Consider the following 16,010-nt stretch of genomic DNA (forward strand, 5'->3'; position numbering starts at 1 on the left):
CCAAATCGTCAATCATCAGTCAGTATCATCTGGGGCGAGCGTGTAAATTACCGCACCCACTTGATCGGCATACAGGACTTCGAATGGGTGGTCTGCAGGCTTATCCACTGACCAACTAGCCAGCGATAATTGGCTATCTTCGCCCAGTTTTTGCGACTTATACGCGCCTGTGACCACATGCAATAAGGAAGGTTTAGTCAACGCTAGCCACGATGGTTTAATGGACAACGTATAGGGCTGAATGAGTAAATGCGTCGCCGATACTGTGCATAATTTTTCAGTCATTTGCATCGGGATATCACTATTACCTGCCAACATCAGTACATCGTAGGGTTTGCTGATTGGTGGCATAAAACGGATGTGAATATAACAGGTTTGGGTCGCTAGCTTTTGCTCATCGGTTAAGGCTAAATTCAAGTGCCATCCCGACACCGCTGTCACTTCCAAGCCATCTTGTTGCCAACGTTGCGCGGTTTGGCAGCTGCGAGGTGTAATCGTGCGAAAACTTGCAGATACAGCCTTATCTGTCACATCAAGCCTACTGTGTTCGACATCATACCCTGCCAGCCAGTAGGCTTGAACAGGTACATGGATTGCCAGTTGTTGCACCAGCTCATTGACGCGGACACTGGGCGTTTGACTAATCACCCCAGTTAATCGATGAACCTGCTGATTTGCCAACAGCGGATAAATATCACGGTTCAACAGCGAACTGATTTCTTCATTAGCCGCAACAGTACGGATAGCTTGTTTGCTTTTCAAAAAATTGGGTTTATCAGACTGAGCGGCTTTTACTTGATTATCCGACAAAATAAGCCAGCTATTATCGCCTTTCTTTAATAAACTGATTACCAGTTTAGGGTTATCACCAACTGCTAGAGTCGGCTGGTTGTTATTTAAGCTTCGCTGCTGCAGTGGCAATAATATCAATAGGATAGCCAGTGGCAACATCAACATTCTAGGCAACAAGCCTTTTAACAACCCCAGTAACGCAATTAACAAACACAGGGCAAGCTGCGTTTGTGACAAGGCGAAAAATGATTGCTTGGCAACACCCGTGTCGATAAGTTGGTTAAGCAAAAAGTGAAATACATTGAGCAGGGTTGTCAGGATCGACCAAATGATTTGACTCAGCCAATCCCCTACCACAGGTAGCCAACTAACGACGCCTGCCAACATATCCAAGGGTACAACCACTAAGCCTAAAAATGGTACGGCTAGCAAATTTACCAAGATGCCGATGACCGATACTTTGCCAAAAAACCAGACCACGATGGGCAGCATCCAAAAAAATAGCCAAATTTGCAGTTTTAATAACGCCTTGAATTGATGGCTTATAATTTTAACAAAACCACTCAGCACATCGCTGCGTGTAGTAGGCGCTAGTAACTGACTAACATCCTTAATTTCAGCGGCGCTAACTGTCCCTATTGTCTCGCTAAATTTTAACAGTAAAACCACCGCCACAAAGGACAACCAAAACCCTGCTTGCCCCACCGCCATCGGTTCTAGCCAAATCATGCCTAGTGCAACCCACGCCAATAGCCGATAAGCAGAAAAATTAACCAATAACTGTTTCGACAGCGTGAGCAGTAACAGCATCCAAAATGTCCGCTGGGCAGGTATTTCAAAACCCACCAGCAGCGCATAAAACCCTGCCATCACGACAATCACCCAAAGCACCAATAAACTACTCGGTAATTTGACCAACAACTGCGGCGCAAGCCATTTAATGAGCCATAATACAAAAACAGATACGAGAGAAGCTAGCATCAGCACATGCGGGCCTGAAATTGCCAATAAATGGCTAATCCCCGTGACTTGATAGCGATTCTTAAGTTTGCTATCCATCAGGCTTTTATCACCCGTTAACAGTCCCAATAAGATTGCGTGGCTTTGGATAGCATTTTGAATAGAACTTTGACTACCATTCTGACTAGAACTTTGGCTAGAAGTTTGAAAAGCGGGTTGGGCAATATCGTTTTTAGCATTGACTATAAGCGTCGATTGTTTCAGCAGGGCTCTATGCAAATTGGCGAGGATTTTTTGGCGTAGTTGCCAGCGCAATTGTTCGATAGCAATAGCCATACGGTCTTTCACATGGGTTACGTTAAATTCCCGTAGGCTCGTTTTTTCAATATCGATGATCACTCCCTTTGCCTGCACCCCACGCTGTCTCAACCATTGCGCTTCATCAAATCCTAGCATGAGCGGTTTGGCATTGCTCGGTAAGCTTGTAGGCTTAGGCTTTGCAATGGGCTCAAGCTGTAATTTTACGTTAAGCTGCATGCCAGGGCTTAATTGCGACAAGGTCGCTTCCCAATCAGGGTTGTCTTTGATGTTAGCGGTAATGAGTGCCGTTAGCGGTGGTTGAGGAGTTGCTGACGATGCATCAGCATCGCCGCCATTATCAACGCGGACTTGCAGGATTTGTTTGATGAAACCATTGCCAATCAGGGCATTATCATTTGATAATGGGCTCATTTGGCTCAGCGTATCGCTGATTTGATGGGATTCAACGATGGCATCCACTGTAAGCGCTGAAGGCAATAACGCGTCCTCATAGCGCTTGTGATGATATAAACCATAACTGGCGCTCAACATAAGCGTCAACAAAAAGATAAAACTTGATAATAACGGTAAGGCAAAACGGTAGGCGAATGCAGGGTTTGGCGACGCTCGTTTTAGCTGTTTACGGTTGCAGCCATGGTATAAACCTAAATTAATTAGCAGCGCTATCAACAGGGCTACGGATAGCATCAGCCAAATTTTTGCATCATAACTAGCTAGCTCATCACTTGTCAGCGCATAACCTGTCATCAAGGGTTGATTTGCTAGTGTATTTACCACTAAAAAACCCAACAAACTGGCAACCGTGATGAGCCAAATCATGTTTCATCCTTGATAAAGATAGCCATAGCTCGCTACTTCCCTTACAATTATCGAATGAACGATATAGTAAAACAAATAGCAACTTTTGGAAATTATTAATCGATGTTGACTAAATTTAGTAGCGGCAATGACAATGCCTCAGCCGTAGGGAAAAAAAGTATCCAAATCAGTCTAGGGATTGCAGGATTGATACTGGTTGTTGACTGCGGGCTATTGCTGGCCAATCGTGTTTTTCATATTGGCACCCTAGTGCCATTGGGCATAGGGCTAATTTTTTTAGGCCATGCGGTATATTGGGAGCGTATCCAACTTTATTTGGCGTCACAGCCGTCGTTAAAAAAATTATGGCAGCTGGTTTGGCTACTATTTTTTGTCTGGTTGATAAGTTTTTGCGTCTTTGTCAGCTATTTAAAACAGCACTTTAACACCGATAACTCCCCTAAAGCAGCGCAAGCGATTATTGTTTTAGGTGGCGGAACAAAAGATAATAAGCCGACCGATGCGGTAAAACTGCGGTTGGATAAAGCCTCTGAAGTCATTAAGCGTTTTGCAAACGCACTTGTGATAACCAGTGGTGGTTTTGATGCGGGGGAGGATGTCAGTGAAGCCAAAGCGATGGCGGACTATTTACATGATACCTATGGCATCAGTTTGGCGCATATTGCGCTTGAAGAACAAAGCACCAGTACCGAGCTCAATTTTGTCAATAGTAAAAAGATTTTAGCGCAGCAAGGGATTGCCTTAAACCAACCGATAATCGCAGTCACCAGTGATTTTCACACCTTGCGCGCAAGCCTTATTGGCAAACGACAAGGATATACCAATTTACAGGTGGTCGGGTCTGACACCCCTTGGTATATCCGTCCAAATGTGTGGTTTCGCGAATACTTTGCTTTTATCAGCGGTTGGCTACTCAATGAGTATTAAGCCACCCACGTGCCATTTTGTAAGGCTAATTGCTTATCCGCTAACTGTGCCAATTGCCGGTCATGGGTGACCATCAACAGCGCGGTATTAAAATCTTTTTGTAGCTCTGAGAGGATTTCAAACACCGCCTGTGCATTGGCATAGTCTAAGTTCCCTGTGGGCTCATCAGCCAGTATTAATGAAGGCTTTGTCACAAGCGCCCTAGCAATCGCCACCCGTTGGCGTTCACCGCCAGACAGCTCGCCTGGTCGATGGGTCAGCCGATGCCCCAACCCTACTTTTTCCAATAATTCAATAGACTGTTGACGCGCCGCTGCGATTGGCACTGTTTTTCGCATCAATAGCGGCATTGCCACATTTTCAATGGCAGTAAACTCCGCCAACAAATGGTGAAACTGATAAATAAAGCCCAAATGTTGGTTACGAAGCTCACCGCGTTGGGTTTCATTCAGATCATTGATGCGTTGCCCATGTAGCCAAACTTCCCCACTGGTCGGCACATCTAAGCCACCCAAGATATGTAGTAAGGTACTTTTACCCGACCCACTCGTGCCAACAATGGCGATGCGCTCGCCACTGTTAATACTGATATCCAAATGATTGAGCACATTCGTGGTGGTTTTACCATCTTGATAGGTCTTGGTGATATTGTTTCCTGTTAAAATCGCCGTCATGGCTCACTCCTATTCATAACGCAATGTTTGAGCCGGTTGAATGCTAGCTGCTCGGCGTGCTGGGTAAATGGTTGCCACAAAACTTATTACCAGTGAGGCTGCCACGATGATGGCTACGTCTTTCCATTCAAGTTGTGAAGGTAAATAGTTGACAAAATAGGCATCAAATAAATGTAACCCAAATAAATTATTGATACCGCCCACCACATCGCTCACGGTCAACGCCAAAATCACGCCCAAAATAGTGCCCGCGACGGTACCAATCACCCCAATAAACAATCCTTGCACCATAAATACTTGGGTTATGAGCTTAGGCGACGCACCAAAGGTTTTTAAAATCGCAATGTCCGCCTTTTTATCAGTCACCAGCATCACCAAGGATGAGACAATGTTAAATGCAGCAACCAAAATAATCAAAAATAGCAACAACCCCACCATGGCTTTTTCCATTTGAATCGCACCAAATAAATTCCCATGCGTCGATGTCCAATCACTAGGCATGAGCATATTGGGTGCAAGGCTCGCTGCTTGCTGAGCCACTTGTGGTGCGGCAAACAAATCCTTTAGCTTCATGCGAATACCTTGCGCCCCCGCAGGCAGACGCAGTAGCGTAGCCGCATCATTCATCGGGATGAATGCCATAATATTGTTGACTTCAGGGCTGATGTCATACACCCCAGTGACGGTAAAACGCTTGAAGCGCGGAATCACGCCGGCAGGCGATGGCGAGGCTTCTGGCAATACCAAGGTGACCATATCGCCTTGTTTCACACCCAGTGAATCCGCCATTTGCTTGCCAATCACAATGTCAAATTGACCTGCCCTTAGACTATCGACACTACCACTTTCCATATGCTGATGAATAATCGAGACTTTTTTCTCATAGCTTGGTTCAATACCTGTCACCATGATACCTGCGACTTGTCCATTTGCGGTGAGCATCCCCTGTAATTGGATAAAAGGCGCGACGGCTTCAACTTTGGGGTTTTTTTGAATAGTTTGCGCCAGCGTCTGCCAGTTTGGGATAATTTCACTGGCAGTGACGGTGGCTTGCGGCACCATCCCCAAAATACGACTCTTGAGTTCGCGGTCAAAACCATTCATCACCGATAACACGGTAATGAGCACAGCGACGCCAAGCGTCAAACCCACCATTGAAATCAAAGAAATAAAAGAAATAAATCGGTTACTTCGCTCAGCACGGGTATACCGTAATCCTAAAAACAAAGCCAACGGTCGAAACATAGCATTCCCAAAAATTATCACTATTTTGATGATACAAGCAGGCAAAGAAATGGCTTATGTTCAAAACCATTATTCAAGCCTGCTAAAAGCGTGTTAGTCTGACACACTTTTTTACCATTTTGGCAAAAGTTTTTTTGCAATTTTGCTAAAAATTCGCAGAATCAAACATATCTGCGCAATAAATTGTGGATGTTTTAAGCAAAATAAGGTGAAAAAATTCTGCATGTCCCCATTAACATAGCAGAATTAAATTTCATTCCTGCTTAATCAAGGGTTAATTCATTGGTAACAGATAGCTTCATAGAGGCTACTCGTTGATTTAATCGGGATGATTTGAAGGCTCATATTAGCCTATTGATAGCTGATAATGTAATCATTAAAATTTTGATAAATATCGTGACAGCTGTTTAGTTTATTAAGTTCGTTTGCAACATAAGCCTGTTGTTACTGATAAACCTGTTGTTACTTAAAGGACGTCTTATGACCAATACTCACCAACCCCCTTCTTCAAATGCCCCCAATACGATTAGTCTAAACTGTGATCAAGCGGTTGGTCATGCAGATCACTGGTCATGTTTTACCAACAACATTGCCGATGATGTCCCAAATTGGTTGCAATCGCATATCGATACGGCCACCATGCCTACCCCACTAAAGACTACCAACGCCACGTCTTCGCATATTTTACTATCGGGTAATCAGCCGATTCATGTCAATCAAGTGATTGAAATTGATAGCAATCGCTCACCTAAACGTTTGATTAATGCGTTTCCTTGTGTCAATAGTCCGTATGGACAATGGGTCACTATTGAAGGGGTCTATAAATGTGACAATCAGATAGAAGCGATTTTGCGCTTAAAAACTGATGACAATACCGTGCTATATGTATTTGACCAGTATTATGCCATCAATGCCCACAACTATGAAAAAAATCACCGCTACTCAATCAATCTGAGTGCATTTGCTTACACTGTAAGCTTGAGTAACCGCTCAGAAACTATTGTGGTTGATGAGCCTGAAGCGATTCGCTATCACCGTGCTTTCAATGATATTTTGACCAAAAATAATAACGTTGCCCCAAAAGACCTTGAAGCCCAAATCGCCGCTTGGCAACCTAGCGAAAACGATTTGCCGCTTGAGCCAATTGAAATCAACGTCGGTCACATGTGTGCTTATTTATTTGGTGAAACTATCGGTCAACAAGATGAAGCCTGGTGTCAAGGGCAAATTATTGGCAAACAAACTGCCAGCTTTAACGGCGTTGAATTTGTATTGCTTGATGTGGTGATATTACGTGAAAGCCTTGATAATCCTGTCGTTATTCGCTTAGCGGTCAATGCCGATAACATCGACGCGACCATTCAAGTCAACGATTATATTCAAGCCAATATTTGGCTACAGGGGACTATTTTTATGGAAAATCAGAAAAAAGCCGCCACCAATTACAGAGCGTTTTAAGCCTTTCCCCTGTAAGATTATTGAGTAATTTTCTTGAAGCCACTGCCGACTATAACAGTGGCTCTGTTATTTTGTAAATAAATGTAAATTTAGCGCGTTATTGTATTTAATTCATTGAATTGACTATAATTTTATATTATCGTTATTTTAAATTTGATTTTAATCAATTTTTATCAATCAACGTCATAAATCTTATAGCGGCTCAACAGCCTACCCAACATCATCCGCTAGCGTTTTGTGAGTGTTCTATCAGTTATTTTGGGAAGATGACCCATGCCAAATCAGTCCACTAAATCCGCAGTTTCTGCTTCAGACGCTATCCAAGCCCAGACTGGATTGGTAAATCACAGCCCACTCCCACTATCTGCTCAAACGACCCTAACCACCCAAACCACCTTAGCCACTCAAACTAGCTCAATCAATGGTCTGATGGCTTATACTACATGTTTACTACTGTATCCCACCCAAGCAGGTGATAAAAAAAATCACCGAATGTTATCGATGATTTTCTTTGTGCTCGGGGTGTTAGTGATATTTCGCTTAACACACGGATAAGGCTCGCAATATCCAAAATTATTTGATCATCCCGATTACACTTGTGTATTGGCTAAGATGTCTTTGAAAAGCTGTTTTTGCTCAGCGCTTGGGCTTGCGGTTTGGATAGACATTAATTGTCCCATATCGCCTTCGACACGGATTTTGCCAGACATGAAGGCTTCCATCGCACGGTTCATATCACGATCTAAAAAGATTGCTTTTAAGGTATCGGCATCAAGTTTTAAGGTGGTTAAAGCGCCATCTTTTAAACCTTGATGAATCGTCCCATCATAAAAAGCTGCATTGACTTCTTGATTGTCGCTATCTGTGACTTGTAAATTAATTGACATATTTTTAATCGCGGGTGATAGATTTAAGTCACCTGCTTTATTGGTTAATTCGTCAACTTTATCAAACCATTCTTGTGTTAAAATTTTAGCCATTTTAAATCCTCATTATCTTTAGTTGTATTAAAACTTGTGCATCTTACCGAGATTTTGTATGAATGACAATTCTCTAACGCATAATAAACCTATTTCTAGAACAACGATAATGGCACTCGGTTAGCGATTTTTAGCATTGTTGCTAAATAGTGTATGGGGTGTTAAAAAAATCCCCACAATTTACATGGTTTTTTTTATTTTTCATATTATAATGGTTGGTATGTAATTTTTTTTTGCGCTATGAACGTTACATTAGATGATATTTAGCAAAGATTAAGTTACAATACTTGGTGAGAATCGTGAGTTTGAGCCTATTTTACTGCTTGTAAATTTACTGTTTTGCGTCAAGATTTAGCCGCTAATTTCTTTAAAATTCATCGTGAAACTAGCCACTAAACAGTTAGCCTATCTTATAAAAAAATAACTAGCGCCAACGCCTCTGACCGGATAGTTTTATTGACAGGCACAAAGGAGATTTCTGCTTAAACTTGTTGATAATATAGGCTGTAAAGGAAATCATCGAATGAATTTACAAAACACAGCAATACCTATTACCGATGATTATGAAGTGGACATCATTAAGTTGTTCTCAATCATGGCGGTAGTATATGGTATTATCGGTATGGCAATTGGGGTGTTCATTGCATCACAATTGGCATGGCCTGCCCTCAATTTTGGTATCCCTTGGCTAACATTTAGCCACTTGCGTCCATTGCACACCAACGCGGTGATTTTTGCATTTGGTGGTTGTGCGTTATTCGCAACTTCATATTATATCGTTCAAAGAACGTGTAAAACGCGTTTATTCGCACCTTATCTAGCCTGGTTCACCTTTTGGGGGTGGAATCTTGTTATTGTTGGCGCAATTATTACCCTACCCTTGGGTTTAACCTCAGCGAAAGAATATGCTGAGCTTGAATGGCCCATTGACATTTTAATTGCCGTGGTGTGGATATCTTATGCTATTGTGTTTTTTGGTACGTTATTGAAACGCAAAACCTCGCATATCTACGTTGCTAACTGGTTCTTTGCTGCATTTATTTTGACCATTGCGTTACTCCATATTGTCAATAGTATGTCAATCCCTCTGAGCTTCTGGAAGTCATATTCCTTGTTTGGCGGTGCGACTGATGCTATGGTGCAATGGTGGTATGGTCACAACGCCGTAGGTTTTTACTTAACAGCCGCCTTTTTGGGTATGATGTATTACTTTGTGCCTGTACAAATCGGTCGTCCTGTTTACTCCTATCGTTTATCTATCATCCACTTTTGGGCGTTAATTGCGTCTTATATGTGGGCGGGTGGTCACCATCTTCACTATTCAGCACTCCCTGACTGGGCACAGTCTTTAGGGATGGTATTCTCTATCATTTTATTTGCGCCTTCATGGGGCGGTATGATTAATGGTGTACTTACCTTATCTGGTAGCTGGGATAAACTTCGCACAGACCCTATTATTCGTTTCTTGATTGTTGCACTGTCATTCTATGCGATGTCAACATTTGAAGGTCCGATGATGTCAATCAAAACCGTCAATGCGCTTTCTCATGATACTGACTGGACGATAGGTCACGTGCATTCTGGTGCGTTAGGCTGGGTTGGTATGATTACGGTTGGTTCATTATATGTATTGATTCCACGTATTTGGAACAAACAAAAAATGTATTCAACTGATTTAATCACCACGCATTTTTGGCTGGCTACGGCAGGTACTATTTTCTACATCGTATCGCTTTGGATTTCAGGTATTGGTCAAGGTATGATGTGGCGTGCTACAAATCCAGATGGAACGCTGGTGTATAGTTTCGTTGATACTGTCTTGTTCTCGCACTATCCTTACATTGGTCGTGCATTTGGTGGTTTATTGTATGTCACAGGTATGGTCGTTATGGCTTACAACGTCTACAAAACTATCACGATGCCAAGCACTAAAACTGTTGAAGTAGCGGATACCACTACCCCTGTAGTAGAAACTGCTACCGCAAAACAGATTTAAGGAGAGACTCATGCAAATCAATCATGAAATTATTGAAAAAAACACGGGTCTTCTACTTATCCTAATCGTTGTAGCTATTAGTTTTGCGACTTTGGTAGAAATCGTGCCATTGATTTATACCAAAGAAGTTAACCAACCTTTGCCTAATATGAAGCCATGGACCGCACTTGAATTAGAAGGTCGTGATATTTATATTCGTGAAGGCTGTCACGTCTGTCATACCCAAATGGTTCGTCCTCTTCGGGCTGAAGTGGAACGTTATGGACCTTACTCGCGCGCTGCTGAATCCGCTTGGGATCATCCCTTCTTATGGGGGTCCAAACGTACTGGACCTGATCTTGCGCGGGTTGGTGGACGCTATTCTGATGACTGGCAACGTGAACACTTGATTAACCCACAATCATTGGTACCTGAGTCTGTGATGCCATCATTTGCTTGGTTAGCAAAAAATGACGTTAACCCTGACGAAGTACAAGCAAAAATGCGTCTTTTCCGTGACCATTTCGGTGTGCCTTATAGCGATGCTGATATTGCAGGTGCACCTGATGCGGTACAAGGTAAAACTGAGCTTGATGCTGTTGTTGCCTATTTACAACAACTGGGCACTGCAATGAAAGGTCAACGTTAATGTTGGGCACATTACACAGTATCGCAACGGTCGCAGCGTTTATCGCTTTTATTGCGATTGTTTGGTGGGCTTACTCTCCAAAGAATCGCAAACGATTTGAAGAAGATGCAAAACTTGCGTTAGATGACGAAGACCTAACAGAAGCATCACAACGCAATAAGGATAAAAAATGAGTGGATTTTGGAGTTTTTGGATAACCCTATTTTCCATCGCTTGTTGGGCTTGGATTTTGTGCTGGTTAGTCGGTGTATTGGGTTATCGCCCAAAAATGTCGGATGACGGTACTACAGGCCATGAATACGATGGTATCCAAGAGTTTGACCGTCCATTACCAAAATGGTGGTTAGCAATCTTTTGGGGTACATTAGCTTGGGCACTACTATACATGCTATTGTTCCCATCAGTAATGCCAGGCTCGTGGAAAGGTATCACTACGGTAAAAGTAGATGGTCAAGATGTTCCTTGGACCAGTGCTAATGAATTAGCATCCGATCTTGAGCGCAATAATGCCGTATTTACTGGCACGTTCAATGATAAAATCTTAAAAGACAAAGCGGTAACTGCACAAATTGATAGCCTTGCTAAATTACAAGCGCAGCAAGCTAAAAATGCAGAACCGAATGCCGAATTAAAATCGCAGATTGATAAAGGTATTGTAGGACTGGCACCTGCCGTTCTAAAACTTTCTCAAGACCCGCAAGCGATTAAAATTGGTCAGCGTTTGTTCTTACAAAACTGTTCAGTGTGTCATGGCTCACAAGCGCATGGTGCACCCGGTTATCCAAACTTGACGGACAATGACTGGATTTATGGCGGTACACCCGATAAAATCTTGTTAACCCTAAATCATGGTCGCGTTGGTGGTATGCCAGCTTGGAAAGCGCAGATTGGTGAAGATGGTGTTCGCGCCGCAGCTGAATACGTACTATCACTATCACCCGGTCATGGTTCAAAAGAAAATGGTCAGTTGAACCAAACTTTGGTTAATCAAGGCAAGGCTATTTTTGATACCAACTGTGCGGTATGTCACGGTAAAGATGCCAAAGGTAACCATGATGTAGGTGCGTTGAATCTTACGGATGACACGTGGTTATATGGTGGCGACCGTGAAACGGTTCGTACGACGATACGTAATGGTCGTGCCGGTGTGATGCCACATTGGGATACCAAACTAGGTAACGAGCGTATTATGTTATTAGCAGCGTATGTTTATTCCTTAAGCGATCACAAACAAGACGCTTCTGTGATGACGCCAACCACTGTTGTTAATAAAGAACGTGGTGCAGCCTCTACCCCAGTTGAAACTGCAAATGCGGTAAAATCTGCGGTTGCTAGCGCGGTAAAATAATTTTTACCCGCCACTTAAAAAAGCGAGTTTTAATTACTCGCTTTTTTATTGCGGATTGACTTTTCCTTGCCCCTCTTTACTTGCCTAGTTTTATATACCTAGTTTTTCAAAGGCAATTTCATCAAAACCAATGATTAACTCATTGTCTGAGACAACAATCGGGCGCTTAATCATACTTGGCTTAGCCTCCATCATATCTATCGCAGCATCCACATCTTGCTTGATTTGGGCTTTTTGCGCATCGCTAAGGTTGCGGTAGGTTGTGCCTTTGGTATTTAATACTTTATCCATACCTGCTCGCTTTACCCAATTGGCTAATGTCGGTTTGTCTACCGCCTGTTTTTTATAGTCAAAAAATTCATACTCTAAACCCAGTGCAGTTAATTTATCAAACGCCTTTTTCATGATACTACAGTTTTTGATACCGTAGATGGTGATGCTCATATTGGCTCCTTTTTTTATCGCAATTTTTACGGTTTTAGGCTATGCTATGGGGCTTAAAATACTTTCCCATTCAAATACTGCAAATTCAGACCATTATGAGTAATTCAGCTTTAACCAGTCAATACCAACCCCAAGTTATCGAGCCTGCCCAACAACAAAAATGGGAACAGCAAAATCGCTATCAAGTAAATAATGCGGCATCTGATAAGCCGTCACGTTATTTGCTGTCTATGTTTCCTTACCCCAGTGGTAAGCTGCATATGGGGCATGTGCGTAACTACACGATTAGTGATGTGTTGAGTCGTTATTATCGGTTAAAAGGTTATGAAGTGTTGCAGCCAATGGGCTGGGATGCGTTTGGTATGCCTGCAGAAAATGCGGCGATTGCCAACGCTGTCGCCCCTGCTGCGTGGACGTTTTCAAACATTGACAATATGCGTGCACAGCTCAAATCATTAGGACTGTCGATTGACTGGTCACGTGAATTTGCCACTTGTACGCCAGAATACTATAAGTGGGAACAATGGCTATTTGTACAACTGTTCAAAAAAGGTTTGGTATACAAAAAACTCTCAACAGTGAATTGGGACCCTGTTGATAATACCGTCCTTGCCAATGAGCAAGTGGTGGATGGTCGCGGTTGGCGCTCAGGTGCGCTAATTGAAAAACGCGAAATCCCCATGTACTACTTTAACATCACCGCCTATGCAGACGAGCTGTTAAATGATTTGGATAAGCTAGAAGGTCATTGGCCACAGCAAGTGATTACCATGCAGCGCAACTGGATTGGTCGCTCTGAAGGCATGGAAATTCATTTTCCCTATACCTTAAATGGTGAAGAAAAAACCTTAGATGTATTCACTACCCGCCCAGATACCTTAATGGGTGTGACTTATGTATCGGTGGCAGCTGAGCATCCACTGGCAAAACACGCTGCCGCGACCAATCCTGCCTTACAAAGCTTTATTGAAGCCTGCAAAAAAGGCTCAGTTGCCGAAGCAGACTTAGCCAAAGCTGAAAAAATGGGTATGGACACGGGTCTGACTGTCACCCATCCGTTGACCGGTGAGCAAGTCCCGGTTTGGGTCGCTAACTATGTATTAATGAGCTACGGTTCTGGCGCTGTCATGGCAGTCCCTGCGCATGATGAACGCGACTTTGAATTTGCCAATAAATACCAGTTACCTATCAAACAAGTGATTGACCTAAAAGAACCCCACAAGCAAGGTCAACAGTTTGATGCGACGACTTGGCAAGACTGGTATGGCGATAAGCAAAATGGCATGGCTATTAACTCGGGTGAGTTAGACGGTTTAAATTTTAAACAAGCCTTTGACAAAATTTTAACCCAACTTGAGCCAAAAGGCTTGGGTAAAAAAACCATCAATTATCGGCTACGCGATTGGGGGGTATCTCGTCAGCGTTATTGGGGTTGCCCAATTCCGGTTATCAACTGTGCAGACTGCGGTACAGTACCTGTTCCTGAAAATCAGCTGCCTGTGGTATTACCTTTAGATGTGGTGCCCGATGGACGTGGCAATCCACTTAAAAATCTTGCTTCATTTACCGATGTCAACTGCCCCTGCTGCGGCAAGCCTGCCAAACGCGAAACCGATACCTTTGATACTTTTGTAGAATCAAGCTGGTATTACGCCCGTTTTGCCTCACCCAATTATACTGATGGGATGATTAATAAAGTCGCAGCCGATAAATGGCTACCTGTGGATCAATATGTAGGCGGTGTTGAGCACGCCGTGTTACACTTACTATATGCGCGTTTTTTCCACAAGCTCATGCGTGATGAAGGCTTGGTGCAGGGTGATGAACCCTTTGCTAATTTACTCACCCAAGGCATGGTCTTGGCGGGTACTTATCTTCGCGAAAATGCCGATGGTAGCAAATCCTATTACTTTCCAGAAGAAGTTGATATCCGCTACAACGATAAAGGTCAGCCCATCGAAGCGACCTTAAAAGCCGATGGTCAGCCTGTCAAAATTGGCAAAATCGAAAAAATGTCGAAGTCAAAAAACAATGGTGTCGACCCACAAGCGACCATTGATCAATATGGCGCAGATACGGTTCGACTTTACACCATGTTTACCGCGCCTGTCGACCAGACGCTTGAATGGATTGACGATGGGCTAAAAGGTCCGTATAACTTTTTGAAAAAAGTCTGGCGTTATACCATCGAGCATGGCGAAACCTTGGCACAACAATCTTTAACCGCAGCAACGCTATCGGTGAGTGACGCCCAGTCGCTGAGTAAAGCCGCTAAAAATCTACGCCGTAAAACACATGATACTATCGGCAAATTAGATGACGCGTTTGGCAAAAACTTGGCGCTCAATACGCCTGTGTCATTTTTAATGGAACTGTCGAACGAACTCACCGCGTTTGACATTCGTTCAGACAGCGATTTGGCGGTAGCCAATGAAGCACTCATAACATTATTGACCTTGCTCACCATGTACGCACCGCACATGGCAGAAGTCCTACTTGAGGAGTTAGGGATTGATGTGATGACGCTAACCTATCCAGCCATTGATACTTCAGCCTTGGTACAAGACACTATTACCATGGTGGTGCAAGTCAACGGCAAAATCCGTGGTCAAATGGATGTGGCGCCAAACAGTGACAGCGATTGGTTAAAAGCCGAAGCGAAACAACTCGACAGCGTCGCTAAATTTATCACCGGCGATATTGTCAAAGAAATCGTGGTGCCCAATAAATTGGTCAATATTGTGGTGAAAGCCTAATTGATTATAAGGGCTTATTGGCAATCTAAGCCCTTTTTGACCTTGAAGCTTCATAATAAAGTGTTATCACAAGCAATACCGACAATCATAGACGGGTAACTAACAGACAGGTAACTATATGAATCAGCCATTACTTCGTATCCTCCTAAGCAGTGTGTTTCTGACGCAGCTACCTGCCTGTGGTTTTCATCTACGCGGGTATGACGCGCCCATGTCACAGAATATCCCAACCACTGAGCTGATTTTTAACAACACGCCTGAAGCCTATGCGATTAAAAATTCGTTAAAAAAACAACTGGACCAGATGAGCATTAACACTCAAGATAGGGTGATTGATAAAAATGCAACCAACCAATCAAATGCCACCTTGCCTGCCAGTATTGAAGTCAAAAATATTCGCCTGCAAAACTACCAGCTACGCGGTATTTTGACCGAAATTCGTATGGTACTAAGCGCAGAGGTGAGCTATCGCGCCATTGAAAATGGTCAACCCCGCACGCTGACCAATACGATTCAAGTACAGCGCAGCTATCAGTATGACCAAGGCGTGGTAGCCACTGACAATCCCCAAGCTGAGCAAATTAAAGTATGGTTGTATGACAACCTTGCGCAGCGTATTGCTGACCAATATGTCGCACTGAGCCTTCCAAAAATCACCAAAG

The 16,010-nt window shown here is 43.2% G+C and carries 14 protein-coding genes; 9 read left to right on the forward strand and 5 right to left on the reverse strand.

All coding sequences use genetic code 11. The features are described from left to right. Positions 1–15: 15 nt before the first annotated feature. Entirely contained in the window at positions 16–2,892 is a 2,877-nt protein-coding gene (locus RT064_RS09315) for a ComEC/Rec2 family competence protein (RefSeq protein ID WP_313063024.1), read from the reverse strand. 102 nt (positions 2,893–2,994) lie between these two features. Between RT064_RS09315 and RT064_RS09320 the strand changes: the two genes are divergently transcribed. Further along, positions 2,995–3,819, forward strand: a complete 825-nt coding sequence (locus RT064_RS09320; protein ID WP_313063025.1) for a YdcF family protein — start codon at positions 2,995–2,997, stop codon at positions 3,817–3,819. Here the strand turns inward: RT064_RS09320 and lolD are convergent. Together lolD and RT064_RS09330 are read right to left on the reverse strand one after the other, a co-directional pair. Next, positions 3,816–4,493, reverse strand: a complete 678-nt coding sequence (gene lolD / locus RT064_RS09325; RefSeq protein ID WP_313063026.1) for a lipoprotein-releasing ABC transporter ATP-binding protein LolD — start codon at positions 4,491–4,493, stop codon at positions 3,816–3,818. The two genes, RT064_RS09320 and lolD, sit on opposite strands and share 4 nt — an antisense overlap. Positions 4,494–4,502: 9 nt before the next feature. Next, complete coding sequence (locus tag RT064_RS09330) at positions 4,503–5,738, reverse strand: lipoprotein-releasing ABC transporter permease subunit (RefSeq protein WP_203172118.1); 1,236 nt, start codon at positions 5,736–5,738, stop codon at positions 4,503–4,505. Between the two features lie 480 nt (positions 5,739–6,218). Here RT064_RS09330 and RT064_RS09335 point away from each other — a divergent pair, with 480 nt between their 5' ends. Next, entirely contained in the window at positions 6,219–7,196 is a 978-nt protein-coding gene (locus RT064_RS09335) for a hypothetical protein (RefSeq protein WP_313063027.1), read from the forward strand. A gap of 273 nt (positions 7,197–7,469) precedes the next feature. Next, on the forward strand, positions 7,470–7,751 hold the full coding sequence (locus RT064_RS09340) for a hypothetical protein (RefSeq protein ID WP_313063028.1): 282 nt from the start codon (positions 7,470–7,472) through the stop codon (positions 7,749–7,751). 35 nt (positions 7,752–7,786) lie between these two features. On the opposite strand, the gene RT064_RS09345 is transcribed toward RT064_RS09340, so the two are convergent. Further along, positions 7,787–8,176 (reverse strand): SCP2 sterol-binding domain-containing protein, encoded by a 390-nt coding sequence (locus RT064_RS09345; RefSeq protein ID WP_313063029.1) that lies wholly within the window; start codon positions 8,174–8,176, stop codon positions 7,787–7,789. A 523-nt stretch (positions 8,177–8,699) separates the two neighbouring features. On the opposite strand from RT064_RS09345, the gene ccoN reads away from it, so the two are divergent. The 4 genes from ccoN to ccoP are packed head-to-tail and all read left to right on the forward strand — an operon-like array spanning position 8,700 to position 12,148. Then, on the forward strand, positions 8,700–10,172 hold the full coding sequence (gene ccoN / locus RT064_RS09350) for a cytochrome-c oxidase, cbb3-type subunit I (protein WP_312276957.1): 1,473 nt from the start codon (positions 8,700–8,702) through the stop codon (positions 10,170–10,172). A gap of 10 nt (positions 10,173–10,182) precedes the next feature. Next, positions 10,183–10,800: a cytochrome-c oxidase, cbb3-type subunit II gene (ccoO, locus tag RT064_RS09355; RefSeq protein WP_472776713.1), complete on the forward strand. Its 618-nt coding sequence runs from the start codon at positions 10,183–10,185 to the stop codon at positions 10,798–10,800. Further along, positions 10,800–10,973, forward strand: coding sequence for a cbb3-type cytochrome oxidase subunit 3 (locus RT064_RS09360; RefSeq protein WP_065252991.1), 174 nt, complete (start codon positions 10,800–10,802; stop codon positions 10,971–10,973). The genes ccoO and RT064_RS09360 overlap by 1 nt, the downstream gene beginning before the upstream one ends. Next, a complete protein-coding gene (gene ccoP, locus RT064_RS09365; RefSeq protein ID WP_313063030.1) occupies positions 10,970–12,148 on the forward strand; it encodes a cytochrome-c oxidase, cbb3-type subunit III in 1,179 nt (392 codons plus the stop codon). Before RT064_RS09360 ends, ccoP begins: the two co-directional genes overlap by 4 nt. 90 nt (positions 12,149–12,238) lie before the next feature. On the opposite strand, the gene RT064_RS09370 is transcribed toward ccoP, so the two are convergent. Further along, positions 12,239–12,592, reverse strand: a complete 354-nt coding sequence (locus tag RT064_RS09370; RefSeq protein ID WP_313063031.1) for a Spx/MgsR family RNA polymerase-binding regulatory protein — start codon at positions 12,590–12,592, stop codon at positions 12,239–12,241. 95 nt (positions 12,593–12,687) lie between these two features. Here RT064_RS09370 and leuS point away from each other — a divergent pair, with 95 nt between their 5' ends. Both leuS and RT064_RS09380 read left to right on the forward strand, forming a co-directional pair. Then, the gene (gene leuS, locus RT064_RS09375) at positions 12,688–15,348 is read left to right on the forward strand and encodes a leucine--tRNA ligase (protein WP_313063032.1); all 2,661 of its coding nucleotides are present in this window, start codon (positions 12,688–12,690) and stop codon (positions 15,346–15,348) included. 118 nt (positions 15,349–15,466) lie between these two features. After that, positions 15,467–16,010 (forward strand): LPS-assembly lipoprotein LptE (locus tag RT064_RS09380; RefSeq protein ID WP_313063033.1); only part of this gene is annotated, 544 nt, incomplete at its 3' end.

The organism is Moraxella sp. CTOTU49097 (assembly GCF_032064105.1).
Taxonomy (GTDB): domain Bacteria; phylum Pseudomonadota; class Gammaproteobacteria; order Pseudomonadales; family Moraxellaceae; genus Faucicola; species Faucicola osloensis_B.

Coding starts and splice junctions, on each gene's coding strand:
- RT064_RS09315 (WP_313063024.1), bottom strand. CDS start 2,892: ATGATTTGGCTCATCACGGTTGCCAGTTTGTTGGGTTTTTTAGTGGTA.
- RT064_RS09320 (WP_313063025.1), top strand. CDS start 2,995: ATGTTGACTAAATTTAGTAGCGGCAATGACAATGCCTCAGCCGTAGGG.
- lolD (WP_313063026.1), bottom strand. CDS start 4,493: ATGACGGCGATTTTAACAGGAAACAATATCACCAAGACCTATCAAGAT.
- RT064_RS09330 (WP_203172118.1), bottom strand. CDS start 5,738: ATGTTTCGACCGTTGGCTTTGTTTTTAGGATTACGGTATACCCGTGCT.
- RT064_RS09335 (WP_313063027.1), top strand. CDS start 6,219: ATGACCAATACTCACCAACCCCCTTCTTCAAATGCCCCCAATACGATT.
- RT064_RS09340 (WP_313063028.1), top strand. CDS start 7,470: ATGCCAAATCAGTCCACTAAATCCGCAGTTTCTGCTTCAGACGCTATC.
- RT064_RS09345 (WP_313063029.1), bottom strand. CDS start 8,176: ATGGCTAAAATTTTAACACAAGAATGGTTTGATAAAGTTGACGAATTA.
- ccoN (WP_312276957.1), top strand. CDS start 8,700: ATGAATTTACAAAACACAGCAATACCTATTACCGATGATTATGAAGTG.
- ccoO (WP_472776713.1), top strand. CDS start 10,183: ATGCAAATCAATCATGAAATTATTGAAAAAAACACGGGTCTTCTACTT.
- RT064_RS09360 (WP_065252991.1), top strand. CDS start 10,800: ATGTTGGGCACATTACACAGTATCGCAACGGTCGCAGCGTTTATCGCT.
- ccoP (WP_313063030.1), top strand. CDS start 10,970: ATGAGTGGATTTTGGAGTTTTTGGATAACCCTATTTTCCATCGCTTGT.
- RT064_RS09370 (WP_313063031.1), bottom strand. CDS start 12,592: ATGAGCATCACCATCTACGGTATCAAAAACTGTAGTATCATGAAAAAG.
- leuS (WP_313063032.1), top strand. CDS start 12,688: ATGAGTAATTCAGCTTTAACCAGTCAATACCAACCCCAAGTTATCGAG.